Origin of the sequence: Rhizobium sp. BK316 (assembly GCF_014193695.1) — a bacterium.
Classification (GTDB): Bacteria; Pseudomonadota; Alphaproteobacteria; order Rhizobiales; family Rhizobiaceae; genus Rhizobium.
On record NZ_JACHZR010000007.1, the window covers coordinates 189607 to 213178 of the forward strand.

The window sequence follows — 23572 nt, forward strand, 5'->3', positions numbered from 1 at the left end:
TATAGTTAAAAGGCGGAAACGTCGATCCGCCCCAATATTTCAGGCAGTGATAGACTCTTCCGCCATCTCGCCGGTGCCTCGTCCCATGAATGTGAAAATGACGACTGCCGTCAGGATCGTGATGCCGGTCAGCAGCCACAGAAGCAGGTTGAAGGCATTGTTATAGGCATGAATGAGCTCCAGTTCTCCCATGCCGGGAAGGGCCTGGGCCGCACCATGCAGATCACCGGTTGCCAATCGCTGTGCTGCTATTGTCGCTTCATGGCTTGATCCGAGAAACGATCGCGTCAGCGCGGAGAGGACAGCGCTGACGATCGCGAGCGCCACACCCTCGCCGGCGACGCGCGTCGTGCTGAAGATCCCGGTAGCCATGCCGGCGCGCTCTTTTGGCACGACACTGACGGCGAGCCCGTCCATGAGACCCCAGGGCAGACTGATGCCAATGCCGATCGTCAGCAATGGGCCGATGAGCAGGGCGTGATCCGACCCCACCGGAATATGGGCAAGCCAGAAGAGGCCGGCAGCCGAAATAACGAGACCAACGCTGCAGATCGTCGCTGCCGGCAGCCACCGGGTCAGCAATCCGGCGGCAATCGGCAGGATGAGAAGCGGGCCGGAAAGCGCGATCATCGTCTGCCCGGCAGCAGCCGCGCTGAGGCGCTCGACACCGACGAAGCGCACCGGCAGCAGGATCAGCAAGACGACGAAAGCATAGGCCGGAGCCGCTGCCAGCAACTGCACACCGACAAAGCGAGGATACCGGAAAAGCGTCAGATCAAGCATCGGCCTCTTCACAAGATGTTCGATAAAACAGAACAGGGCCATCAGCAGCACCGAGCCGAGAACGAGCCCAAGCGTGAGAGTATCGCCCCAGCCGCTTTCCGGTGCCCGCAGCACGCCATAAGTAAAGAGCGACAGGGCGAGCGTGAAACTGATCGCGCCTGGCCAATCAAGTCCTCTTGCCTCGGGGTCGCGGGTTTCCGTCAGGAATATTGCCCCGAAAACGAAGGCGATGGTGGCGAGGCCAACCACGAGAGCGAAGATTGCCCGCCAACCGAAGGCCTCGATCATCATGCCCGACGCCATCGGTCCGAACGCCAGACCGACACCGAAACTTGCACCGACGAGGCTGAAGGCGCGCATGCGCTCCTTTCCGTCGAACTCCTGGGCCAGCGATGCCATTCCGCCGGAAAAGGCCGCGGCCGAGCCAAAACCCTGAAGCGCGCGAAGGCTGTCGAACCAGATAATGTCAGGCGAAAAGGCAAGTCCGCCGGAAAACAGGATGAAGGCGGCAAGGCCGCACAGGAAGATGCGTTTGCGGCCATAGCCGTCTGCCAAAGCGCCGGCCGCCATCAATGTGCTGCCGAATGTCAGCATGAAGGCATTGGTGACCCAATTATGGGCAATGGGGCTGCCGCCGAGTTCACCACTGATTGCCGGCAGGGCGACGGCTGGACCGGTGAAGGTGAGCGGCATTGCCGCCGCTGCAGAGCAGACGGCGATCAGAACGAAGATTTTCTCTGCAATACTTGTAGGTTTGGACTTGTGAGTGACAGTCATAAAGATATCCGCTGGTTCGAGGATGAAGACACGCTTGGGAGGCTCGCGCGCGGGAGGCGTCGAAACGCCTGGACTTCGAATGCGGAAAGCAGCATAAATTGAGGATAATTCTTCGATAACCTATGGTTTGTTCCGCTCATAGTGGAAGAAACCGCTCGAATGGATCTGTAAATGGATCAGCCGTTGGGAGGCCTCACAGCCTTCGTCAGAACCGCAGACCTTGGAAGTTTCGTTGCCGCCGGCCGCGCGCTCGGCCTCTCGCCCTCCGCTGTCGGCAAGGCTGTGACCGCGCTCGAACAACAGCTCGGTGTCCGCCTGTTCCAGCGCTCGACGCGGAGCTTGCGGCTGACGGAAGAAGGCCGCCTCTTCCACGAGCGCTGCCGGCGTATCCTCGATGATTTGGAAGATGCCCAGGCCTCGCTCGCTCAGGCTGTGGCAATCCCTCGGGGACGGCTGCGCGTCAGCGTGCCGCTGGTCAGCTACCATCTGATCCTGCCGATCCTGCCGGAATTCGTGAACCTCTACCCGGAGGTCGACCTGGATCTCGACTTCAACGACCGGATCGTCGACCTGATCGAAGAGGGCGTCGATGTTGCAATCCGCAGCGGGACCTTGCCAGACTCGAGACTGATGTCGCGCGCACTTCGCCCGTTTCAGCTGTTGCTGTGCGCCGCGCCTGCCTATCTGGAAAAACACGGCACCCCCGACTGCCCCCGTGATCTCGAAGGCCATCGGAGCGTCCGGTTCCGCTTCCCCAATTCCGGAAAGCTGCAGCCCTGGCCGCTCAGCCTCGCCGCGGACCATCCGGAAATCAGAACCCGTACCGTTCTGACCTGCAACAACATGGAAGCCCTTCGCGGCGCTACCATCAGCGGCATGGGCATCGGCTGCATGCCGGATTTCCTCGCCCGCGACCCACTGGCCGACGGCAGGCTGCGCACCGTGCTCGACGCCCATATAGACGCCCCCGCCCAGTTCCACCTGCTCTGGCCATCCAACCGGCACCTTTCTCCCAAGGTCCGCGTCCTCGTCGATTTTCTGAGCGAAAAGCTCTTCTCCGATCGGTGTGAGAGTTACGCGAAAGATACGTCAGAGCTGCATTCTCCGAGACATTGAATGCCTGCGTTGCCGTGATCGTGATGGCCTCGTCGAAGCGGATATCCATCGGGTCGGCCAACCAAATTCCGAGTCCAAATTACAGGTCTTCGAATACTCTCAGCGCATAGGATGCATAACTTGCATAGGATTTTTCATTGGTCGTGTGGGAAATGTCAGACGGTGACATGACAGGCATTGAATCTGACATTTCCTATAGAGCCGTTGAAACGGCCTATGCATCTTATGCATCCTATGCAGGCCCCGAAAACAAAGGGGCCTTTCTCACCGCTGACTTCTCCCGACGCCCCCTCTTTCTCCTGACATCCGTCTCGGACTCAACCTTTCTCGCCGATAGTCTCTGTGATCAGCAACACAGGAAAGGCGAAAGGCTGCTTCGGCATAGTGCAGGGCGAGTCATATGCGTATTTTAAAGTTTTTTCGTGCTGTAGCTTTGTGTAACCTCAATCTCCTTAACGGCTGTTTTCCGTTCGTGTTCTGTAAAAATTGCCTCCTCATCATAAATCTTCTTTGCCTGATCCCACTCTCCGATCTCAACGAGATAATGAGCATAAGTTACAAGGTATGCGCGATAGTTAGTCCTACTATCCTCAACATCCCGCGCACCCACCATCTCTCGCATGCCGTCCAGAACAGATAATGCCCTGCTTTTATTGCCGTCCTTCAATAAAATCTCAGCATATATACGTTGTGGCTCAAATAATGTTGGTGTTTTCACAATTGCACTATCAATCAAGCGGAGGGCCTCTTTGTTATTTCCCCATAAATGTTCGAATTCCGCTTTTCGCGTGGTGTAAAAAGACTTGCCGCCTTCCTCCCCCACTTTCGATAAGATATCAAACATATCGTTGATTTCTGTTACACGCCTGGCATTGCGCCCATGTTTCTTCACGAGGACGGCCAGAAGAATATCGACTACATACGGGTTACGCTGAGCGTAACTAAATGCCTCGCGAGCAAATTTTTCAGCTTCATCAAGATTGTCTCTAGCCAAGCAAATAGCAGCAATCTCTCGAGCGGCGGAAATATTTCCAGGGGAGAAATCATATGACTCCCGGAAAAACTTTTCAGCCGTCGGAAGACGCCCCTTCAAGCGAGCATTGAAACCCTCAAAAAATGCTATGTTGCTCTTTACCCAATCATTTCCATTTAGGCCCTTAAGCTTTTTGATTCCTCCCGCAAACGCTACCACATCTCCCGTTCTCGCCGCAGGCAAACAGATGTATCGGCAAGCAGCAACTACTCCCTCCAACGATAATCGATCGGATCCTTTTAAGCCCTCCTGAGCATAGCGAATGCTCCGTTCCCATGCCCGCTGGTCGTAAGATCGCTTGGCCATCCAGACATAGTGAGACGGCAAGAGAAAAGCTGCCGCAAAGCCGGACATTTCGTCATTGGTGCTCAAAGACGCCAAGATAGCGGTGTCTACGAGCGCAACGGGCGCCGTTCCCTCCTCAAGCCTCACAGACAGCGAGTTGGCGATACTTCGCATAGCATTCTGCTCGACATCGCGGGGAATCCTAACGCGTTTGTCGCGCTCAACTGCAACAAGCACCGCAGGTGAGACTTGAAACCGATCCCCGTCACCATCAACCACGTGGAGATTAGCTAGTCTCGACAAAGCATCGCTAACGGACTGGGCATCAATTTCCAATGCGGCAACGATCGCGCTAAAATCTAGCTCAGGGACAGCCCGCAGAACTGCGAGAATTTTAAGTTCTATATCGTTAAATTCGATTTTTGATACGTATTCAGAGCTCTGCCTATGCTTCCAATCAATAAAATCGCCCGGACTCGCAAGAAATGCCTCGACTCCGCGCTCCGAAATTTCTTCAACAAGCCTATATATATTAAACGGGTGACCATCACTCAGCTTAATTAGGGCGTCTAGAGCTTCAATCGAAAGAGTAATGTCTTTGTCCTTGGTAAGCCGCGACAGCAGTCGTTTCGCCGCCTCATATGGAAGAGCGCGGACACCGACATATGCAATATCGTTCTGGGATCTCCTTAGTTTCTTCGGCGTCATTCGCGGCGCAATTATGATCGCTGGTGGGTGGGGTCTGGGGGAGAGTTTTGAGATCACCGCATCCAGCTCTTCGGTAAGCGCTCCGGAGTCCGTGAGAATACCCCCATTATCGATAAGGAACGCCGTTTCTTGTGCGGGCAGCAAGCCATTCAGCAAATCAGCAGTTTGGCGACGCTTCTCATCGATGCCCGCAAGTTCGAACGCTTGTATGCGCTCTCTGAATTCTCTAGCCGTCAACGTGGGACGCAAAGTGGTGAGAATATTCCGATAAAGTTCATGAATACTGGAAAACGCATCGACTTTTACGCTCGGTATGACCCTCCCCGAGCGAGGGTAGTGGCTCTGGTAAAAGCTTCGAGCGAGACTTCTTCTGCCGGACCCAAAATTACCAGAGATAAATATGCCTTTGGCAGGGGGACGGTTATGATCTGAGATCTGATCCTCGAGCTCTTTCAGCTCTGTTTCTCGACCCAAGAACGGATGAAACGAGCTTTCAGCAGCCTGCTTCACTGAGATCAAAGTCCCTTCGATCAGTCTAGCCGCACTTTCAGGTGTTAAGGTTTTTCTGACGATGTTGAAGAATTTCGCGTTGCTGGACGCCTGAGAGGCGGTTCTAGCCAATTTCGACGCCGACATCTAAGATGCGTAGAAGTCAGAAGATCACAGGGAAACTTACGGCCCAAAGCCCAGCATGGCGGAGAGGGTGGGATTTGAACCCACGATACCCTTGCAGGTATGCCGCATTTCGAGTGCGGTGCATTCGACCACTCTGCCACCTCTCCGCGGTCTTGGTCGGCGCTTGTTCGGCGCGGGCGTTCTCATAACGAGCAAATGACAGGCTGGCAAGCCGAAATCTCAAGCTTTTCCATCCTTTTGCCTTGACACCTTTTTGTCACTCGCGTATCCCGCATCGGCAATAGGAGCGGAGTAGTCCGCGCCTGCCCGCCTCGCGCTCGCGTGGGGTTTCACCGGCAGACCAGAGTTCCGGGCCAGTTCCCTGAAATCCCTGCTTAACTTCGACTGATAAGAAGACAGCCACCTGCCTGTTGCGGGGAGAGCTGGATCGAACATGAAAGGATAAAATAATGTTCGCAGTCATCAAGACCGGCGGTAAGCAGTACCGTGTGGCAGCCAACGACGTGCTGACCATCGAGAAGCTTGAAGCCTCCGCTGGCGACTCCATTGAATTCACCGAAGTCCTCGTGATCGGCGAAGGTGCCGACGCAGCGATCGGTGCGCCCTTCGTAGCCGGCGCCTCCGTCAAGGCGGAAGTCGTCGACCAGACCCGCGGCAAGAAGGTCATCGCCTTCAAGAAGCGTCGTCGTCAGAATTCGAAGCGTTCGCGCGGCCATCGCCAGCATCACACGGTTGTCCGCATCACGGACATCGTGGCCGCCAAGTAAGATCAACGGGTTTCAGGTTTAAAGGAGAACTCCAATGGCACATAAAAAAGCTGGCGGTTCCTCGCGCAACGGTCGCGATTCCGAATCCAAGCGCCTCGGCGTGAAGAAGTTCGGCGGCGAGAACGTCGTAGCCGGCAACATCATCGTTCGCCAGCGCGGTACGCAGTGGCACCCGGGCGCCAATGTCGGCCTCGGCAAGGATCATACTATTTTTGCGCTTACGGCTGGCAATGTGGACTACCGAACGAAGGCCAATGGTCGCGTATACGTGTCTGTAATGCCGAAAGCGGAAGCAGCGGAATAAGCCGGTAGCGCTCAAAAACAGCCGGCGTCTCATCGACCCGGCTGGCCATACCAGGTTCAGTCCAGAAACAGGGGAGATGGGGCGCCATCTCCCCTTTTTCTTTGTCCAAACAGGAGGACTGAACATGCAAGGCGAATTGATGAGGGTCGACCAATCACGGTCACCCCGGGAAGACCAGCGGTCTCCCATGGAACGGCTGAGGCCGGAGCGGTTAAGGACCGATTGCCCTGTCTTGTTATCGGAAAGGCTCGTCATGCGCGCGCCCCACGAGGAAGACATTGACGCCCTTGCCCATCTCGCCAACAACGCCAAAGTCGCCACCATGGTATCGCGTATGCCGCACCCCTATACCGCCAATGATGCCGCCGACTTTGTTTGGCGTACGCGAAATGGCGAGATTGGTAAGTGCGTCTATGCCATCACCAAGGCCGAAAACGGTGCCTTCATGGGCTGCTGCGGAGTAGAGCCGCACACCGATGAAAGGACCGTCGAGATCGGTTACTGGCTGGGTGAACCCCATTGGAACCAGGGTTATATGACCGAGGCCTGTCATGCGCTCGTCGACATGGTGTTCAGGACGCGGCAGCAGGTGGAGCAGATCGATGCCCGTTGCCGGGTCATGAACGTCGCCTCACGCCGCGTCATCCAGAAGTGCGGCTTCCAGTTCCAGGGATCCGGCCTTGCCGCCTCGCTGGCGCTCGGCAGCAACGTGCCGGTCGAATGGTACCGGCTCGACCGCAAGACCTGGATGTCGCTGAGAAGCTGGGGGGCAATCTCATGAGTTCGGTTACCCTTCAGCGGCCCAAGAGCAAGCCCATGATGCCCGGCCCTGCGCCGGCCATCACCACTGCCAGGCTGACGCTTCGCCCCCACAGGCTGAGCGACGCTCCGGCAATCGCGGAATCGCTTTCCGATTTCGCGGTCACCCGCATGCTGGCCCGCGTTCCCGCCCCCTACGACCGGCAGGATGCGCTGGACTGGCTGGTTCCGGTCACATCTGGCGTAATGCCGGACTGGGTACTGGCGATAACAGGCAGTGACGACGTCCATATCGGCAATGTGTCGATCGAGCTTCGTCACGGCCGCTGGCACCTCGGCTACTGGCTGAACCGCTACTACTGGCGGCGCGGCTATATGAGCGAGGCGGCAGAAGCCGTGCTCGAGCGTTTCTCGCGGCGTATGCCTGATGTGCCGGTTCATTCGGGCGTCTTTGCCGACAACCCTGCTTCGCTCCGGCTGCAGGAGAAGCTCGGTTTCCGGATGACCGGCTGCAGCGAAATCTATTCTTTCGCCCGCAACACCATGGTCGCCCATATCGAAACCGTGCTTCAGCCTGGCGCTCTGCAGCAGAAAAAGGTCGCCTGACATCGGAAGGACGCCGCTCTGATGCATGTCGCACAAAAGTGTGCAGCGGTTTTGTGATAACGACATGCACGAAACGAAGACCTTAAAGCGAGGTGAGCGATCTGAAAGATCGCGGCACGCTTTAAGGGCGGCGTCTCCTCAATCGCCGATCTCGACCCGCAGGGGAAAATGGTCGGAACCCAGGGAATCCGTATCGATGACGGCGGATTTTAATCGGTCCTTGAGGCCGCAACTGACGAAGCAATAATCGAGATGCATGCGCTTGCCGTGATCTTTCGGATCCATCCAGCTGTAGCTTCCGGGCTTATGGGCTCCGAGCGCCGCAAAGGCGTCAATCGGCGTGCCGATTCGCGCCGTGCGGCCGTAAAACCGGTCGACGGATCCGGCAAAGGCACAATATTCCGGCGATTCCGGCTCCATGTTGAAGTCGCCCATAATGACATAATCGTCCGGCAGCGGCGGCTCGGAAAGCCCGAATTCGTGGGCACCACTCAGCGACGAGCCCTCTTGAATAAAGGCATTGATGCGGTCGGTGAGATGGTGAAGCTGCGCAATGCGCTCGTCGGCGGAAACATGGTCGAGATGAACGGAATAGACCCGGATCGCGCCACCTGGCGCGGCAATAACGGCTTCCGTGGCACCGCGCTGGAGATTGATCTTCTCTACCGTGCGACTACGCGGCAGAAGCAGCGTTCGCGTCGACAGGATGGGCCAGCGCGACAGCACCATGTTGCCGAACTGGAACCGGGTGCCGCGCGGCGGAGAAACCTCCCCCTCCGGCGCCACGGCGTGCATGTCGCAGGCCGGTCCATAGACCCAGAAATGGTCGGGAAACAGGGCCGCGATCGCAGCCGGCATGTCGGCATAATCGTTCCGGACGAAGCCTCTCGTCACCTCCTGCAGAGCTATGACCTCGGCGCCTTCGAGACTTTCGGCGATACGTTCCAGATCGTATCTGCCATCAAGACCGAAGCCGTACTGTATGTTATAGCTCGCAAAAATCACGATATTCTTTGACCTCCGCCTGAACCGCCTATATCGAATGGGCCAAGAGGGGTCGCCCAAACGCACTGAGTACTGGAAGTAAAATGAAATTTCTCGATGAAGCAAAGGTCTATATCCGGTCGGGTGATGGTGGCGCGGGCAGCGTTTCCTTCCGCCGTGAGAAATTCATCGAGTTCGGCGGGCCTGACGGAGGCGACGGCGGGCGCGGCGGCGACGTCTGGGTGGAGGCCGTCAACGGCCTCAATACGCTGATCGATTTCCGCTACCAGCAGCACTTCAAGGCCAAGGTCGGCATGCATGGCATGGGCAAGAACCGCACCGGCGCCAACGGCGACGACGTAACGCTCAAGGTTCCTGTCGGCACGCAGATTTTTGAAGAGGATCAGGAAACCCTGATCTGCGACCTCACGGCAGAAGGCCAGCGATTCTGCCTCGCCAAGGGTGGCAATGGTGGTTTCGGCAACGCCCACTTCAAGTCTTCGGTCAATCAGGCGCCGGACTGGGCCAATCCCGGCCTGGAGGGCGAAGAAAAGACCATCTGGCTGCACCTGAAGCTGATTGCCGATGCCGGCCTCGTCGGCCTGCCGAATGCCGGCAAGTCCACCTTCCTCGCTTCCGTCACGCGCGCGCGTCCGAAGATCGCCAACTATCCTTTCACGACGCTGCACCCGAACCTCGGTGTTGCCACCATCGACGAGCGGGAATTCATCCTTGCCGATATTCCCGGCCTCATCGAGGGCGCACATGAGGGCGTGGGGATCGGCGACCGCTTCCTCGGCCATGTCGAGCGCACGCGTGTACTGCTGCATCTCGTCTCTGCCCAGGAGGAAAAGGTCGGCAAGGCCTATAAGACGGTGAAGCACGAGCTCGAAGCCTATGGCAACGACCTGATCGACAAGCCGGAAATCGTCGCGCTCTCGCAGATCGACGTACTCGACGATGCGACCCTGAAGAAAAAGGCCAAGGAACTCGCCAAGGCCTGCGGCAAGACACCATTTCTCATTTCCGCCGTCACCGGCATGGGAATGACCGAGGTGCTGCGCGCGCTGCGCGACATCATCGTCGAAGCCAATACCGAAGAAAAGCCCGCCAAGACACCGAAGCTGCGCCATCGCGACATAATCCTGAGCGACGAGGACGAGGCGGATGAGTAGCCGTAAGCCGCTGGACCGCTATCGCCGCGTCGTCATCAAGATCGGCTCGGCCTTGCTGGTGGACCGCAAGACCGGCCTGAAGAAAGCCTGGCTCGATGCCATGTGCGCCGATATCGCCGCGCTGAAGTCCAAAGGCGTCGATGTCCTCGTGGTATCGTCAGGTGCCATTGCCCTCGGCCGCTCGGTGCTCGATCTTCCCTCCGGCGCGCTGAAGCTGGAAGAAAGCCAGGCGGCAGCGGCAGTCGGCCAGATCGTGCTGGCACGAGCCTGGTCGGAAAGCCTTTCGCGCGACGAGATCGTCGCCGGCCAGATCCTGCTGACACTCGGCGATACCGAAGAGCGGCGCCGGTACCTCAACGCCCGCGCCACCATCAACCAGCTTCTGAAGATCGGCGCCGTGCCGATCATCAATGAAAACGACACGGTCGCAACCAGCGAAATCCGCTATGGCGATAACGACCGCCTCGCAGCCCGCGTCGCCACGATGACCGGCGCCGACCTGCTGATCCTTCTTTCTGATATCGACGGCCTCTATACCGCGCCGCCGCATCTCGATCCGGATGCACAATTCCTGGAAACCATTGCCGAAATCACCCCCGAGATCGAGGCCATGGCTGGCGGCGCCGCCTCCGAACTCTCGCGCGGCGGCATGCGCACCAAGATCGATGCCGGCAAGATCGCGACGACCTCCGGCTGCGCCATGATCATCGCGTCAGGCAAGCCTGATAATCCGCTTTCAGCCATCGAAAAGGGCGCGCGCTCGTCCTGGTTTGCACCATCAGGCACGCCCGTGACCGCCCGCAAGACCTGGATTGCCGGGCAGCTACAGCCGGCCGGCGCATTGCATCTCGATGACGGTGCCGTCACGGCGCTCGGCGCCGGCAAGAGCCTGCTTCCGGCAGGCGTGCGCAGCATCTCCGGCAATTTTTCTCGCGGCGACACGGTCGCGATCATCGCGCCCTCCGGCCGCGAGATCGCCCGTGGGCTCGTCAGTTACGACGCGGAGGAAGCCCGCCAGATCGCCGGCCGCAAATCGGCTGACATTGAGGCGATCCTCGGTTATCCCGGCCGCGCCGCCATGGTCCATCGCGACGATATGGTGATGACCGCGCAGATCGGTTCGAAATCGGAAAGGCAGAAGAAGGACGCAAGCTATGCTTGATACAGTTGCGCAGAGCCCTGACATTGACGTGCTGATGAACGACATCGGCCGCAAGGCAAAGGCCGCCGCGCGACCATTGGGCTTTGCTCCAACCGACGCCAAGAATAAGGCTTTGAACGCCATGGCAGATGCCATCCTGGCGAACAAGGCCCATATCCTTTCGGAAAATGCTAGGGATTTGAAAGATGTAGAGGGCACGGACATGCTTGCCTCCTTCATCGATCGCCTGACGCTGAATGACAAGCGTGTCACGGAAATGGCTGAGGGCATCCGCGCCATTGCCGCCCTTGCCGATCCCGTCGGCGAAGTGATCGCCGCCTGGGATCGTCCGAACGGCCTAAAGATTGAGCGCGTCCGCACGCCGCTCGGCGTCATCGGCGTCATCTTCGAAAGCCGGCCGAACGTGACGGCCGACGCCGGCGCACTGTGCCTGAAGGCCGGCAATGCCGTGATCCTGCGCTGTGGCTCGGATTCGCGCCGTTCATCAGCCGCGATCCATGCCTGCATGGTCGAGGGCCTCAAGGCAGCCGACTTGCCGGAACATGCGATCCAGCTCGTACCGGTCACCGACCGCGCCGCTGTCGGCGCCATGCTGCGCGGGCTTGATGGCGCAATCGACGTCATCGTGCCGCGTGGCGGCAAGAGCCTCGTTGCCCGCGTGCAGAGCGAAGCGCGTGTGCCGGTTTTCGCCCATCTCGAAGGCCTCTGCCATATCTATGTCGATGCCTCCGCCGATCTCGACATGGCGAAGAACATCATCGTCAATGCCAAGATGCGCCGCACCGGCGTCTGCGGCGCAGCCGAGACCCTGCTCGTTGACGGCACCGCGATCGGCACGCATCTGAAGCCATTGATCGAGGTTTTGGCTGAAGCTGGCTGCGAGGTTCGCGCTTCGGCTGCCGTTCTCAAGGTCGTGCCCGGCTTGAAGCCCGCAACCGAAGAGGACTGGTCGACCGAATATCTGGACGCGATCATTTCCGTTGCCGTCGTCGACGGCATTTCCGGCGCGATCAGTCATATCCAGAAATATTCGTCCAATCACACCGAAGCTGTGCTTGCCGAAGATCCCGAAGTCGTCGAGCGCTTCTTCACCGAGATCGACTCGGCCATCTTGCTGCACAACGCCTCCACCCAGTTTGCCGATGGCGGCGAATTCGGCATGGGCGCGGAAATCGGCATTGCCACCGGCAAGATGCATGCGCGTGGACCAGTTGGCGTCGAGCAGTTGACCTCCTTCAAATACCGCGTTCGCGGCACTGGACAGACGCGGCCCTGACGTGACGACGGAGCAGATAGACCGGCACTATCTCCGCATGCCGCACAGCGAACGCGGCATGATCGTCGGTCTGTTTGGCGGCTCGTTCAATCCGCCGCATGAGGGCCATGCCCTTGTCGCCGAGATCGCCATCCGCCGACTGGGGCTTGATCAGCTCTGGTGGATGGTGACGCCAGGCAATCCGCTGAAGAGCCGCAACCATCTCGCACCGCTTTCGGAGCGCATCGCACGCAGCGAGGCGATTGCTACCGATCCGCATATCAAGGTCACCGCCTTCGAGCAGTCATTTGGCGTGAGTTATACGGCCAACACGCTCGCCCGCGTGAAGGCACGCAATCCGCATGTGCATTTCATCTGGATCATGGGCGCCGACAGCCTGGAAAATTTCCATCGCTGGCAAAAGTGGCAGAATATCGCGCGCACCTTCCCAATCGCCGTTATCGACCGGCCAGGCTCGACGCTCTCCTATCTTTCCTCGAAAATGACCAAGACCTTCGCTTTTGCCCGCATTGACGAAGACGATGCCCGCATTCTCTGGAAGAAGCCGGCACCCGCCTGGACTTTCATTCATGGCCCGCGCTCGACCTTGAGCTCGACCGCCATCCGCGACAGCAATCTGCACAAGGCAGCAGAATAGATCGGGTTGTCCGGAAGTTGCCGAAAATGAAAAGCCCGACGCGGGAGGAGGTGCGTCGGGCTTAAAACTTGATCGACAACTGGGAGGAGGAGTGTTGTCGATCCTATCGGACGGCTATGGGAGGAGGAGAAGCCGTCGGATGATTGTGTTTTAGCACATTTGTTCAGAAGGTGAATATATACTGGTGCATTGCAGCAATGCGTGAAATGCAGACCTCGCAGCGACAAGGCGACATCGGCTGCCAATTTAATCAGCAAAAACAGATCGACTCAAACTGCCACTCCTTCGTCTTTGCCATTTGTCAGCTCGAACTGCCACATTTTCGCCTCAGTGATTTCCGGTTCACTATGAGCCATGCACTTCACGAATGCGTGAGGACGCGGTGCGGTAAAATTGCCTTTCGCCACCGTTATATTTTATGAAATGCAACCCTAGCCAAACCTCCTCTGCCGTTATATCCGTTTAGATATTTCGAACCCGGAGAGAAGATCATGCACAATCGCCGCCGCTGGATGAAACTGGCAACCGCCGCGATTTCGGCCATCTGGCTTGGCGTAGCAGCGCTTTCCGCACCTGCCGCAGCCGCCGAAAAGGTCACCGTTTTCGCAGCCGCAAGCCTGAAGGATGCGCTTGATGCCGCCAACGTCGCCTGGGCGAAGGAAAGCGGCAAGGAAGCCGTCGCTTCCTACGCGGCAAGCGGCGCACTGGCAAAGCAGATCGAAAATGCTGCCCCGGCCGATGTCTTCATTTCCGCCGACCTGAACTGGATGGATTACGTTGCCGACAAAAAGCTGATCAAGCCGGACACACGTTCCAACCTTCTTGGCAATCGCCTCGTACTCGTCGCCGAAAGCGGCAAACAGAAGCCGGTTGAAATCAAGCAGGGCTTCGATCTCGCCGGCCTGCTCGGCGACGGGAAGCTCGCCATGGGCGAACCCAAGGCAGTTCCGGCCGGCAAGTATGGACAGGCGGCGCTCGACAAACTCGGCGTCTGGAAGTCCGTAGAAACCAAGGTCGCCTATGCGGAAAGCGTGCGCGCCGCGCTCGCCTTCGTTTCCCGCGGTGAGGCACCCTACGGCATCGTCTACCAGACGGATGCCGCCGCCGATAAGGGCGTCGCGATCGTCGGTACTTTCCCGGCCGATTCTCACCCGCCGATCATCTATCCGATCGCACTGCTCGCCGAGAGCAAGAACCCGGATACCGCCGCCTATCTCGATTTCCTGAAGTCGGACAAGGCTGCTCCTTTCTTCACTGCCCAGGGCTTCACGATCCTGAAATAATTGCGCAATTAGTGCCCAGAGCTTAGCGTGAAGGCTCGCTTCGGCGGGCCTTCTATGTTTCGGAGAAGATGACGCTTGGATATGTTCGGCTTGAGCGATGAGGAATGGACGGCGATCCTGCTGAGCCTGCGCGTTTCCTTCGTCGCCATGATAGCAAGCCTGCCGCTTGGTATCCTCGTTGCTCTGCTGCTTGCTCGCGGCCGCTTCTGGGGCAAGTCGTTGCTCAACGGCGTCATTCACCTGCCGCTGATCCTGCCCCCGGTCGTCACCGGCTTCATTCTTCTTATCCTTTTCGGTCGCCGTGGCCCGATCGGCAGCCTGCTCGATCAATATCTCGGCATCGTGCTCTCCTTCCGCTGGACGGGCGCTGCACTTGCCTGCGGCGTCATGGGCTTTCCGCTGATGGTGCGCAGCATTCGCCTGTCCATCGAAGCCGTCGACCGCAAGCTGGAGGAAGCGGCGGGGACGCTTGGCGCGAGCCCGCTATGGGTCTTTCTGACAGTCACGCTGCCGCTCATCATTCCCGGCGTCATTGCCGGCATGATCCTCTGCTTTGCCAAAGCGATGGGCGAGTTCGGCGCCACCATCACATTCGTCTCCAACATCCCCGGCGAAACGCAGACGCTGTCGGCCGCCATCTACACCTTTACCCAGGTGCCGGGCGGCGATTCCGGCGCCATGCGGCTCACCCTTGTTTCCATCGTGATTTCCATGCTCGCCCTGTTCGCTTCGGAATTCCTCAGCTATCTCGCCGGCCGGAGGATCGATCCGGAATGACACTTATTGTCGAAGCAAGACATCGCCTCGGTGCCCTCGGACTCGATGCCGCTTTCACCTCCGAGCGCGGTGTGACGGCGCTTTTCGGTCGTTCCGGCTCCGGCAAGACCTCAATGATCCGCATCATCGCCGGCCTCACCCGACCGGCAGAAGGCCGCGTCCTGCTCGATGGCGAGGTGCTGACGGATACGGCAAAGAGCATCTTCATTCCCCGTCACAGGCGCCGTTTCGGCTATGTCTTCCAGGAGGCGCGGCTCTTTCCGCACCTGAGCGTCCGGGCGAACCTCTCCTATGGCCGCTGGTTCGCGCCGAAATCCACACGCACTGAAAGTTTCGATTACGTCGTCGACCTGCTTGGCATCGGCCAGTTACTTGCGCGCAGCCCCTCAAAATTATCGGGCGGCGAGAAGCAACGTGTCGCGATCGGCCGTGCGCTGCTTTCCTCGCCCCGCCTGCTCTTGATGGACGAACCGCTGGCGGCACTGGACGAGGCCCGCAAAGCCGAAATCCTGCCCTATCTCGAGCGTCTGCGCGATGAGATGGATATTCCAATCGTCTATGTCAGTCATTCGATTGCCGAAGTCTCGCGCTTGGCCAACCAGGTCGTCGTCATGCGCGACGGCAAGGTCGAAGCGGCCGGCCCGGCAGTGGAAGTCCTCAGCCGTTCGTCGCTTCTCCCAGAAGACAGGAAGGAAGCCGGTGCCGTGCTGGAAGGCATGGTCGAAAGCGTCGATCCGGCCAATCGGATAGCAACGATCCTGCTGAAATCAGGCAGGTTTTATGTTCCGGGTGTCGCGCCGGCTGCTGGAAAGCCTGTGCGCATCCGCATCCCCGCGCGCGACGTGATGCTGGCAACGCGGAAGCCGAAGGGCTTGAGCGCACTCAACATTTTGGCAGGAACCATAACGCAGGTTTCGCAGGCGGAGGATGGAACCGTCGAGATCCGCCTCGATTGCGCCGGCGACGCCGTGCTTTCGCGCATTACCGCATTGTCCTGCGAGCGCCTGGACCTGCAGCCTGGCATGCCGGCCTTCGCCGTCATCAAGACGGTTGCGCTGGAAGCCTGATCAGCCTCGGCTTTCGTGTTGCAGATTGCGGTTGTTCTGCAGCCAGGCGAGATCGTCGGCTAGGCTGGCGCGCACGGTCTTTTCCATTCCGCGAAAGCGTGCCAGCAGTTCCTCCCCGAACGGCGTCAGCGCCGCGCCGCCGCCCTTCTGGCCACCGCGCTGCGATTCCACCACCGGGGCCTTGAACATGCGGTTCATCTCGGCAACCAGCATCCATGCACGGCGATAGGACATGTCCATGGCGCGGCCGGCCGCCGAGATCGAACCTGTCTCGCGGATATGCTCGAGCAGTTCCATCTTGCCGTGACCGAGGCGATCGTCATCGGGAAAGGTGATTCGCAGGACGGGTGTGAGCGGATTTTTGGCGGTTTCGGTCATATCGGTCGAAATTTGCAGAAGTCGTCGACACTTTACGCTCGACCGCCGGCGCTGTACACAGCCCCTCCATCTCGACCGAGGGTCGAAATCTCGATTTCGTGACGCCAAATGCGGTTTTCGGCCGCTCGCATGCTGCGCCGCGTCTTGAAACGTTAATGGTTTGATGCCTATCTTAACTATGATCCGGTTGCACCGGATCTGTGTTGTGCATGGTTTGTCATTCCAGGAAAGGAAAAGCACTGACAACAGTACACGCCAAGGGAAAAACGCTCGCCGTTGTCCCGAAGGGTGCGGAACGTGGCGCCGATGCCGCTGCCCGTGCTCTGGAAGCCGTCCTCGTCAGCCTCGAGGATTCCAAAGCTGAAGATATCGTCACCATCGACATTGCCGGAAAATCGGCGCTGGGAGATTACATGGTTGTCGTCTCCGGCCGTTCGAACAGGCATGTCATGGCGATCGCCGATCATCTTCTGACAGATCTCAAGGACGAGGGCTTCGGTACTGCCCGCGTCGAAGGTCAGGAAGGTGGCGACTGGATCCTGATCGATACCGGTGACATTATCGTGCACGTGTTCCGTCCCGAAATCCGCGAATTCTACAACATCGAAAAGATGTGGGCGGCTCCGGATATGGACGAGCAAACGCGGCACTAAACAGGCAGCCCGGCATTCGTCCGCCGCCTGAGACGTGGTAACTGACCGGGCCGGCCTTCGATGGCTGGCCGGAAAGTTCACATTGCGCTTCGAAGCGCTGCATAGCAGGAGCGGATGAATGCGGATTGGTCTTTTTGCGGTGGGACGGCTGAAGTCCGGCCCCGAAAAGGATCTTGCGGCCCGTTATTTCGACCGTTTTGCCAAGGCCGGTCCCGCAGTCGGCCTGGAGTTCTCTCGTATCGCCGAAGTGGCCGAAAGCCGCGCCTCCAACGCGGAGACCCGCAAGCGCGAGGAAGCGGCCATGCTGCTGAAATCGCTCGCCGACGGCAGCATTCTCATTCTTCTCGACGAGCGCGGCAAGGCGCTGGACAGCGAAGCTTTCGCCAATCTTCTCGGCGCCTATCGCGATCAGGGCAAGCGTGACGTGACGATCGCAATCGGTGGCGCCGATGGCCTCGATCCTTCCCTCTATGACCGAGCCGACATGACCCTTTGTCTCGGCAAGATGACGTGGCCGCATCAGATCGTCCGCACGCTCATTGCCGAACAGCTCTATCGCGCCGTGACTATCCTCTCCGGCCATCCCTATCATCGTGTTTGATACCGCCGAAAATGGTCACGCAGCCGTGTTTTGCCTCCCGGCCCCTTCTCCTTCAAACTTTCTGGTCAACAGCCCCAAATCAGCTTAGGTTCCGGGCGATTTGAACGAGTAAACCCCGACACGCATGACGAGAGCTGCCCCCAAGCGATCCCGCCTGTTCCTGCCGGCCGTTGCCGCAGGACTCGGCGCGGCCGTCATTGCCATTTCGGGAAACCCCTTTGCCGTGCAGGCGCAGGATGCTCCGCCACCACCAACCGTTGCCGAACCGGCCGCTCCGGTGACAACTGCCGAACAGCCGCCGCCTGATCCTGCTGCCGAACTTGCAAAGAAACGCGACGAGACGAGAACCGAACTGGAAACGCTGTCGAAGACGATAAGCCTTTCCTCTGACAAGGTGACAGAGCTTCAGAGCAGCATCGACAATCTGGAAAAGAGCACGGCGAGCATCCGCCAGGCGCTGATCGATTCCGCCACGCGCCGCAAATCTCTCGAAAGCAAGATTCTCGACAGCGAAAAGAAGCTCGCTGAGCTGGGCGTCAAGGAAGACGGCATCCGCCGCTCGCTGCACGAACGCCGCGGCCTGCTTGCCGAGGTTCTTGCCGCCCTCCAGCGCATGGGCCGCAACCCGCCGCCTGCCCTTCTCGTGACACCTGACGATGCGCTTGCTTCCGTCCGCAGCGCCATTCTGCTCGGCGCCGTGGTTCCCGGCATCCGCAGGGAGACCGAAAAGCTCGCGGCTGATCTTGCCGACCTCTCGGCACTGCAGACGGCAAGCGCCAAGGAGAAGGAAGGCCTGACCACCACCATGGCAAACAGCCTGGAGGAGGAGCGCCGCATGGACCTGCTGCTTGCCGAAAACGACAAGCTGAGCCGCTCCAATGCCGCCGAACTGGAAGCCGAAAAGCAGCGGTCTCAGGAACTGGCAAGCAAGGCAACGACGCTCGAAAGCCTCGTCGCTTCGATGGAAACGGAAATCGCCTCGGTGCGCGACGCCGCGGCCGCCGCCCGGCAGGCGGAGGAGAACCGCAAGCTCCTGACCGACGAACAGCGCGCCCAGGCAAAGGCCCTGGCCGACAGCGGGGTGCCTGATAAAAACCGCATTGCGCCCGCATATCCCTTCGGAGAATTGAAGGCGAAACTGGAGCTGCCTGTGGCAGGCGATATTCTGCGCCAGTTCGGCGATGCCGACGGCACCGGACACGAGGCCATGGGAATAACGGTCGCGACCAATCCGGAAACGGTGGTGACGGCCCCTGCTGACGGGCTGGTGGTTTTTGCCGGCGCTTTCCGCAGTTATGGCCAGATGATCATCCTCGACGCTGGCGACGGATATCACTTGGTTCTCTCAGGCATGGATACGATCAGCACCCGTCAAGGGAAATTCGTTTTCTCAGGCGAGCCGCTCGCCGTAATGGGTGCGAAAAGAGTGGCAAGCGCGACAGCATTGGCGCTGGAAACAGATCGGCCAACGCTTTACATTGAGTTTCGAAAGGACGGTAAACCGGTCGATTCCCGACCGTGGTGGACCGCCAAAGACACTGGAAAGGCACGCAATGATTCGTAGGGCTTCTCTTGTTCTGGTCGGCGCATTGATGGGCGCGACCGCGATGAGCGTCATTTACTCCGCAGGCGTGCCTGCAGAGGCGGCGGGAGCATCGACCTATAAGGAGCTTTCGGTATTCGGTGACGTCTTCGAACGCGTGCGTGCGCAATACGTAACACCGCCGGCCGAGGACAAGCTGATCGAAAGTGCCATCAATGGCATGCTCTCCTCCCTCGATCCGCATTCCAGCTACATGAATGCGAAGGACGCCGAAGACATGCGCACCCAGACCAAGGGTGAGTTCGGCGGTCTCGGCATCGAAGTCACGATGGAGGACGAGCTCGTCAAGGTCATCACCCCGATCGACGACACTCCGGCTGCCAAGGCCGGCGTTCTGGCCGGCGACTATATCTCGGAAATTGACGGCCAGTCTGTTCGCGGCCTGAAGCTCGAAGACGCCGTCGAAAAGATGCGTGGCGCCGTCAACACGCCGATCAAGCTGACGCTCATCCGCAAGGGCGCCGACAAGCCGATCGAACTGACGATCGTACGTGACGTTGTTGCCGTTCAGGCGGTCAAGTCGCGTGTTGAGGATGATGTCGGCTACCTGCGCGTCATCTCCTTCACCGAAAAGACCTATCCGGATCTCGAAAAGGCGATCCAGAAGATCAAGGCGACCGTTCCGGCCGACAAGCTCAAAGGTTTCGTCCTTGACCTGCGTCTCAACCCCGGCGGTTTGCTCGATCAGGCGATCAATGTTTCCGACGCCTTCCTGCAGCGCGGCGAAGTGGTATCCACCCGTGGCCGCAATCCGGACGAAACCCGCCGCTTCAATGCTGGCCCGGGCGATCTGACGGATGGCAAGCCGCTGATCGTCCTCATCAACGGCGGCTCGGCTTCAGCATCGGAAATCGTTGCCGGCGCTCTGCAGGATCTGCGCCGCGCCACCGTTCTCGGCACGCGTTCATTCGGCAAGGGTTCGGTTCAGACGATCATTCCGCTTGGCGAAAACGGCGCGCTGCGCCTGACGACCGCGCTTTACTACACGCCGTCGGGCCGCTCGATCCAAGGCACCGGCATTACACCTGACATCAAGGTGGAAGAGCCCCTTCCGGCCGATCTCCAAGGCAAGATGGTGACCGAGGGCGAATCCGCCCTGCGCGGCCACATTAAGGGCCAGAGCGAGACTGAGGAAGGTTCGGGCTCTGTCGCCTACGTGCCGCCGGATCCGAAGGACGACGTGCAGCTCAACTATGCACTCGACCTGCTGCGCGGCAAGAAGACCGACGCGTCATTCCCGCCGGACCCGGAAAAGGCCGTCGTCGCGAAGTAATACATCGTTCTCAAGGCCGGGCACCCGCCCGGCCTTGAGGTTTTCTGCTGTTTCCCGGTTTTGGAGCGGGCAAGGAATTGGGAACGGACCTGCATGCACCTTTAGGCCGCAACCGCAAGGCCGCGCGCAAGCGCCCCAGCGTGCTGCGGATCGGGCAGATCGCCGCGAGCCTCTGCCTTGTCGCGATCGGCGGCTTTTCCCTTTACACGGCATTTCGTAGTGATGGCCTCGAACAGTCGACGCCTCCGGCATTGCCGGATACCACGGCCGCGCCGCCGACCGACACAATTCAGCAACCGTCAACGTCGAGCAATCAGGCAGTAAATGGCATGCCGCGTTCAGAGCCAACCTCGGGTGCCAACGTGGAGCGCATGGTGGCCGGGGATGGCTCGGTCATCACCAAGTACAGCCCCCGCCCGCGCGACAGCAGCGGCCCGGTTCTGGTCGATGCCATGCAGAAGGGCCAGGATCCCCGCATGGCGGCCATCCCCAACGACGATCTGCTCGAAGAAACGCCCTTCGGCCGGCTGCCGATCACGGGTCCCGATGGCCGACGGCCAATGGATCAATATGCGCGGCCATGGTCCGGCACGCGCGGCACCCGCATCGCGATCGTCCTCAGCGGCCTCGGTCTCAGCCAGACCGGCACGCAGCGCGCCATCAAGCAATTGCCGGAAGAAATTACCTTCGCCTTTGCCGCCAGTGGCAACAGCCTGCAACGCTGGATGCAGGATGCCCGCCGTGGTGGTCACGAAATATTGCTGCAGGTGCCGCTGGAGCCATTTGATTACCCAGCGAATGATCCAGGGCCGGATACGCTGCTGACGTCGAAGCCCGTCGCGCGCAACCTCGAAAGCCTGCATCGGGCCATGGGCGAAATCACCAACTACACCGGCATCATGAACTATCTGGGCGGACGTTTCCTCTCCGATCCCAAGGCCATGGAACCGGTCATGCGGGATATCGGCAAGCGCGGGCTGCTGTTCCTTGACGATGGCACTTCGGCGCAATCCAAGACCGCTGCGGTCGCCAAAGGCACGGAGCTTCCTTACGCTTTCGCCGACCTGCAACTGGACAGCCAGGTCGATGTGAACACCATCCTGCAGAAGCTCGATGAGTTGGAGCGCATCGCCCGCCGCAACGGCCAGGCGATCGGTGTTGCCTCGGCTTTCGACGAGAGCATTGACGCGATCTCCAAATGGAGCGAGGAAGCGACCATGCGCGGCATCGAGATTGTCGGCGTCGCAGCGCTCGTCAACGACCCCAAGAATCCCTGAGCGGAGAAAACCATGAGCCAGGCGACCGTAAAAGCCGAGGACCTGCCCTATCGCCCCTGCGTCGGTGTAATGATCCTCAACCGCGAGGGCCTCGTCTGGGCCGGGCGGCGCATTCCCGACGGTAATTCGGAGTATGACGGTTCGCCCCAACTCTGGCAGATGCCGCAAGGCGGCGTCGACAAGGGTGAAGACCCACTGGAGGCGGCCTATCGCGAGCTTTACGAAGAGACCGGCATCCGGACCGTGACCCTGCTTGCCGAGGCTAAGGACTGGATCAATTACGACCTGCCGCCACAGCTGATCGGCATCGGGCTGAGGGGCAAGTACCGCGGCCAGACACAGCGCTGGTTCGCCTTCCGCTTCGAGGGCGACGAAAGTGAGATCGCCATCAACCCGCCGCCCGGCGGCCATGAGCCGGAATTTGACGCTTGGGAATGGAAGCCGATGGAAGACTTGCCCGGCCTGATCGTTCCCTTCAAGCGCGCCGTCTATGAACGGGTCGTGGCGGAATTCAGCCACCTTTCCGGCTTGATCCCGGAAGATTGAGCATCGACCGAAGCTGTCATCAATGCGTTCCGAAATGAAACCGGCCGCTTTGAAGGCGGCCGGCTGAGATAGGATTGCCGATGGCGAATTATTCGGCTTCGTTGGCCGAATCTGCGTTGAGCTGACCATATTTGGCTTCGCCGATCTTCTCGAGCAGTTCGAGCTGCGTTTCAAGGAAATCGATATGGCCTTCCTCGTCTGCCAGCAGCTCTTCGAAAAGCTTCATGGAAACGTAGTCGCCAGCGTCATGACAGATATCGCGCGATTTCTTGTAGGCGGTGCGGGCGTCATATTCGCCGGCAAGATCGGCCTCCAGAACTTCCTTGACGTTCTGACCGATACGGAGCGGCGCAAGCGTCTGTAGATTGGGATGGCCTTCGAGGAAGATGATGCGCGCGACCAGACGGTCGGCGTGGTGCATTTCCTCGATCGATTCGGCGCGTTCCTTCTTGGCGAGCTTGGTGTAACCCCAATCCTCAAGAAGGCGATAGTGAACCCAATATTGGTTGACTGCACCGAGCTCTAAAAAGAGGGCCTCGTTAAGCCGCTCGATGACTTTTTTGTCGCCTTTCAATGTCCGCTCTCCTGTTTTCCTCGTGGAATTGTTTCAAGCGGGACATGAAATCAAATATTTCCGTCTCCGTCGAGTGGCGACGGGCATGATAATCTTCGGTTGTCTGGATGATGATATCGACAACGTTCGGGAAGCAACCGCAGCAACGGCCGCGCTTGGCCATGGCGTGATAGACCTTCGCAGGCACGATCAGCTGCCAGCAATCTTCATCGAGAAGATTGTTGATGACGTCCCGGATTTCCTTGTCGGTTATGTAATTGCAACTGCAGACGAGCACGTCTTCATTCCAAACATGACACTTACTATCGTGTTTTCTGCAAAAGAAGATAGGAACTGTCAAGAAAATTCGCAACCGAACCCGTTCACTGTTCTGCCGCCAAACGTCACATCCCGGTGAGCTTCTGCTTAGTCCTTAAGAAAAATCGCTTTCCCAGATACTAGGTCGTGGTGACGATTTAACGGATTGAGATTCCCAAGAGGTGGCAAATCAGATTCAACACTGACTTTTGGAGGTCAGTGATGGATTGCGATG

General features: G+C 59.1%; 24 protein-coding genes and 1 tRNA gene. 18 read left to right on the forward strand and 7 right to left on the reverse strand.

What is annotated here, in order from left to right; all coding sequences use genetic code 11:
* Window positions 1–39: 39 nt before the first annotated feature.
* Window positions 40–1560: an MFS transporter gene (locus FHT87_RS28165; RefSeq protein WP_183805948.1), complete on the reverse strand. Its 1521-nt coding sequence runs from the start codon at window positions 1558–1560 to the stop codon at window positions 40–42.
* A gap of 171 nt (window positions 1561–1731) precedes the next feature.
* Here FHT87_RS28165 and FHT87_RS28170 point away from each other — a divergent pair, with 171 nt between their 5' ends.
* Window positions 1732–2676: a LysR family transcriptional regulator gene (locus FHT87_RS28170; RefSeq protein ID WP_183805949.1), complete on the forward strand. Its 945-nt coding sequence runs from the start codon at window positions 1732–1734 to the stop codon at window positions 2674–2676.
* Between the two features lie 409 nt (window positions 2677–3085).
* Here the strand turns inward: FHT87_RS28170 and FHT87_RS28175 are convergent, their stop codons facing one another.
* Both FHT87_RS28175 and FHT87_RS28180 read right to left on the reverse strand, forming a co-directional pair.
* The gene (locus FHT87_RS28175; protein ID WP_183805950.1) at window positions 3086–5323 is read right to left on the reverse strand and encodes an ATP-binding protein; all 2238 of its coding nucleotides are present in this window, start codon (window positions 5321–5323) and stop codon (window positions 3086–3088) included.
* Window positions 5324–5394: 71 nt separating this feature from the next.
* Window positions 5395–5484: transfer RNA gene (locus tag FHT87_RS28180), tRNA-Ser, on the reverse strand.
* A gap of 303 nt (window positions 5485–5787) precedes the next feature.
* Here FHT87_RS28180 and rplU point away from each other — a divergent pair.
* The 4 genes from rplU (at window position 5788) to FHT87_RS28200 (ending at window position 7774) form a co-directional block, all read left to right on the forward strand.
* Complete coding sequence (gene rplU, locus FHT87_RS28185; RefSeq protein ID WP_007824851.1) at window positions 5788–6105, forward strand: 50S ribosomal protein L21; 318 nt, start codon at window positions 5788–5790, stop codon at window positions 6103–6105.
* A gap of 34 nt (window positions 6106–6139) precedes the next feature.
* A complete protein-coding gene (rpmA, locus tag FHT87_RS28190; RefSeq protein ID WP_113429721.1) occupies window positions 6140–6409 on the forward strand; it encodes a 50S ribosomal protein L27 in 270 nt (89 codons plus the stop codon).
* A 124-nt stretch (window positions 6410–6533) separates the two neighbouring features.
* Entirely contained in the window at window positions 6534–7190 is a 657-nt protein-coding gene (locus FHT87_RS28195; RefSeq protein ID WP_183805952.1) for a GNAT family protein, read from the forward strand.
* On the forward strand, window positions 7187–7774 hold the full coding sequence (locus FHT87_RS28200) for a GNAT family N-acetyltransferase (RefSeq protein WP_183805954.1): 588 nt from the start codon (window positions 7187–7189) through the stop codon (window positions 7772–7774). Before FHT87_RS28195 ends, FHT87_RS28200 begins: the two co-directional genes overlap by 4 nt.
* Before the next feature lie 138 nt (window positions 7775–7912).
* On the opposite strand, the gene FHT87_RS28205 is transcribed toward FHT87_RS28200, so the two are convergent.
* Window positions 7913–8779 (reverse strand): endonuclease/exonuclease/phosphatase family protein, encoded by an 867-nt coding sequence (locus FHT87_RS28205; RefSeq protein ID WP_183805956.1) that lies wholly within the window; start codon window positions 8777–8779, stop codon window positions 7913–7915.
* 83 nt (window positions 8780–8862) lie between these two features.
* On the opposite strand from FHT87_RS28205, the gene obgE reads away from it, so the two are divergent.
* The 7 genes from obgE to modC all read left to right on the forward strand — a co-directional run bounded on the left by obgE (window position 8863) and on the right by modC (window position 16135).
* Window positions 8863–9933 carry a GTPase ObgE gene (obgE, locus tag FHT87_RS28210; protein ID WP_183805958.1) on the forward strand — a complete coding sequence of 357 codons (1071 nt, stop codon included), beginning with the start codon at window positions 8863–8865 and terminating at the stop codon, window positions 9931–9933.
* Entirely contained in the window at window positions 9926–11095 is a 1170-nt protein-coding gene (proB, locus tag FHT87_RS28215; RefSeq protein WP_183805960.1) for a glutamate 5-kinase, read from the forward strand. Before obgE ends, proB begins: the two co-directional genes overlap by 8 nt.
* Window positions 11088–12371, forward strand: a complete 1284-nt coding sequence (locus tag FHT87_RS28220) for a glutamate-5-semialdehyde dehydrogenase (protein WP_183805961.1) — start codon at window positions 11088–11090, stop codon at window positions 12369–12371. The genes proB and FHT87_RS28220 overlap by 8 nt, the downstream gene beginning before the upstream one ends.
* A 37-nt stretch (window positions 12372–12408) precedes the next feature.
* The gene (locus FHT87_RS28225; RefSeq protein ID WP_246699681.1) at window positions 12409–13008 is read left to right on the forward strand and encodes a nicotinate-nucleotide adenylyltransferase; all 600 of its coding nucleotides are present in this window, start codon (window positions 12409–12411) and stop codon (window positions 13006–13008) included.
* 491 nt (window positions 13009–13499) lie between these two features.
* Complete coding sequence (modA, locus tag FHT87_RS28230; RefSeq protein WP_183805963.1) at window positions 13500–14291, forward strand: molybdate ABC transporter substrate-binding protein; 792 nt, start codon at window positions 13500–13502, stop codon at window positions 14289–14291.
* A gap of 75 nt (window positions 14292–14366) precedes the next feature.
* The gene (gene modB / locus FHT87_RS28235) at window positions 14367–15068 is read left to right on the forward strand and encodes a molybdate ABC transporter permease subunit (protein ID WP_183805964.1); all 702 of its coding nucleotides are present in this window, start codon (window positions 14367–14369) and stop codon (window positions 15066–15068) included.
* Window positions 15065–16135: a molybdenum ABC transporter ATP-binding protein gene (modC, locus tag FHT87_RS28240; RefSeq protein ID WP_183805965.1), complete on the forward strand. Its 1071-nt coding sequence runs from the start codon at window positions 15065–15067 to the stop codon at window positions 16133–16135. The genes modB and modC overlap by 4 nt, the downstream gene beginning before the upstream one ends.
* Here the strand turns inward: modC and FHT87_RS28245 are convergent, their stop codons facing one another.
* Entirely contained in the window at window positions 16136–16513 is a 378-nt protein-coding gene (locus FHT87_RS28245) for a winged helix-turn-helix domain-containing protein (RefSeq protein ID WP_183805966.1), read from the reverse strand.
* Between the two features lie 209 nt (window positions 16514–16722).
* On the opposite strand from FHT87_RS28245, the gene rsfS reads away from it, so the two are divergent.
* From rsfS to FHT87_RS28275, 6 genes are all read left to right on the forward strand, one after another.
* Entirely contained in the window at window positions 16723–17166 is a 444-nt protein-coding gene (rsfS, locus tag FHT87_RS28250; protein ID WP_183734543.1) for a ribosome silencing factor, read from the forward strand.
* A gap of 118 nt (window positions 17167–17284) precedes the next feature.
* Complete coding sequence (rlmH, locus tag FHT87_RS28255) at window positions 17285–17767, forward strand: 23S rRNA (pseudouridine(1915)-N(3))-methyltransferase RlmH (protein ID WP_183805967.1); 483 nt, start codon at window positions 17285–17287, stop codon at window positions 17765–17767.
* A gap of 154 nt (window positions 17768–17921) precedes the next feature.
* A complete protein-coding gene (locus FHT87_RS28260) occupies window positions 17922–19331 on the forward strand; it encodes a murein hydrolase activator EnvC (RefSeq protein WP_183805973.1) in 1410 nt (469 codons plus the stop codon).
* Entirely contained in the window at window positions 19321–20643 is a 1323-nt protein-coding gene (locus tag FHT87_RS28265; RefSeq protein WP_183734545.1) for a S41 family peptidase, read from the forward strand. Before FHT87_RS28260 ends, FHT87_RS28265 begins: the two co-directional genes overlap by 11 nt.
* A gap of 77 nt (window positions 20644–20720) precedes the next feature.
* Window positions 20721–21920, forward strand: a complete 1200-nt coding sequence (locus FHT87_RS28270; RefSeq protein WP_183805969.1) for a divergent polysaccharide deacetylase family protein — start codon at window positions 20721–20723, stop codon at window positions 21918–21920.
* A 12-nt stretch (window positions 21921–21932) separates the two neighbouring features.
* Window positions 21933–22466 carry an RNA pyrophosphohydrolase gene (locus FHT87_RS28275; protein ID WP_183734547.1) on the forward strand — a complete coding sequence of 178 codons (534 nt, stop codon included), beginning with the start codon at window positions 21933–21935 and terminating at the stop codon, window positions 22464–22466.
* Window positions 22467–22554: 88 nt separating this feature from the next.
* Here FHT87_RS28275 and bfr read toward each other — a convergent pair whose 3' ends face one another.
* Complete coding sequence (gene bfr / locus FHT87_RS28280) at window positions 22555–23040, reverse strand: bacterioferritin (RefSeq protein ID WP_007824799.1); 486 nt, start codon at window positions 23038–23040, stop codon at window positions 22555–22557.
* Window positions 23006–23392 (reverse strand): (2Fe-2S)-binding protein, encoded by a 387-nt coding sequence (locus FHT87_RS31320; RefSeq protein WP_081928573.1) that lies wholly within the window; start codon window positions 23390–23392, stop codon window positions 23006–23008. Before FHT87_RS31320 ends, bfr begins: the two co-directional genes overlap by 35 nt.
* Window positions 23393–23572 lie beyond the last annotated feature (180 nt).

What these genes read in the sequence shown, in the direction of transcription:
- FHT87_RS28165 (WP_183805948.1), bottom strand. Translation starts at nt 1,560, where the DNA reads ATGACTGTCACTCACAAGTCCAAACCTACAAGTATTGCAGAGAAAATC.
- FHT87_RS28170 (WP_183805949.1), top strand. Translation starts at nt 1,732, where the DNA reads ATGGATCAGCCGTTGGGAGGCCTCACAGCCTTCGTCAGAACCGCAGAC.
- rplU (WP_007824851.1), top strand. Translation starts at nt 5,788, where the DNA reads ATGTTCGCAGTCATCAAGACCGGCGGTAAGCAGTACCGTGTGGCAGCC.
- rpmA (WP_113429721.1), top strand. Translation starts at nt 6,140, where the DNA reads ATGGCACATAAAAAAGCTGGCGGTTCCTCGCGCAACGGTCGCGATTCC.
- FHT87_RS28195 (WP_183805952.1), top strand. Translation starts at nt 6,534, where the DNA reads ATGCAAGGCGAATTGATGAGGGTCGACCAATCACGGTCACCCCGGGAA.
- FHT87_RS28200 (WP_183805954.1), top strand. Translation starts at nt 7,187, where the DNA reads ATGAGTTCGGTTACCCTTCAGCGGCCCAAGAGCAAGCCCATGATGCCC.
- obgE (WP_183805958.1), top strand. Translation starts at nt 8,863, where the DNA reads ATGAAATTTCTCGATGAAGCAAAGGTCTATATCCGGTCGGGTGATGGT.
- proB (WP_183805960.1), top strand. Translation starts at nt 9,926, where the DNA reads ATGAGTAGCCGTAAGCCGCTGGACCGCTATCGCCGCGTCGTCATCAAG.
- FHT87_RS28220 (WP_183805961.1), top strand. Translation starts at nt 11,088, where the DNA reads ATGCTTGATACAGTTGCGCAGAGCCCTGACATTGACGTGCTGATGAAC.
- FHT87_RS28225 (WP_246699681.1), top strand. Translation starts at nt 12,409, where the DNA reads ATGCCGCACAGCGAACGCGGCATGATCGTCGGTCTGTTTGGCGGCTCG.
- modA (WP_183805963.1), top strand. Translation starts at nt 13,500, where the DNA reads ATGCACAATCGCCGCCGCTGGATGAAACTGGCAACCGCCGCGATTTCG.
- modC (WP_183805965.1), top strand. Translation starts at nt 15,065, where the DNA reads ATGACACTTATTGTCGAAGCAAGACATCGCCTCGGTGCCCTCGGACTC.
- FHT87_RS28245 (WP_183805966.1), bottom strand. Translation starts at nt 16,513, where the DNA reads ATGACCGAAACCGCCAAAAATCCGCTCACACCCGTCCTGCGAATCACC.
- rsfS (WP_183734543.1), top strand. Translation starts at nt 16,723, where the DNA reads ATGGTTTGTCATTCCAGGAAAGGAAAAGCACTGACAACAGTACACGCC.
- rlmH (WP_183805967.1), top strand. Translation starts at nt 17,285, where the DNA reads ATGCGGATTGGTCTTTTTGCGGTGGGACGGCTGAAGTCCGGCCCCGAA.
- FHT87_RS28265 (WP_183734545.1), top strand. Translation starts at nt 19,321, where the DNA reads ATGATTCGTAGGGCTTCTCTTGTTCTGGTCGGCGCATTGATGGGCGCG.
- FHT87_RS28275 (WP_183734547.1), top strand. Translation starts at nt 21,933, where the DNA reads ATGAGCCAGGCGACCGTAAAAGCCGAGGACCTGCCCTATCGCCCCTGC.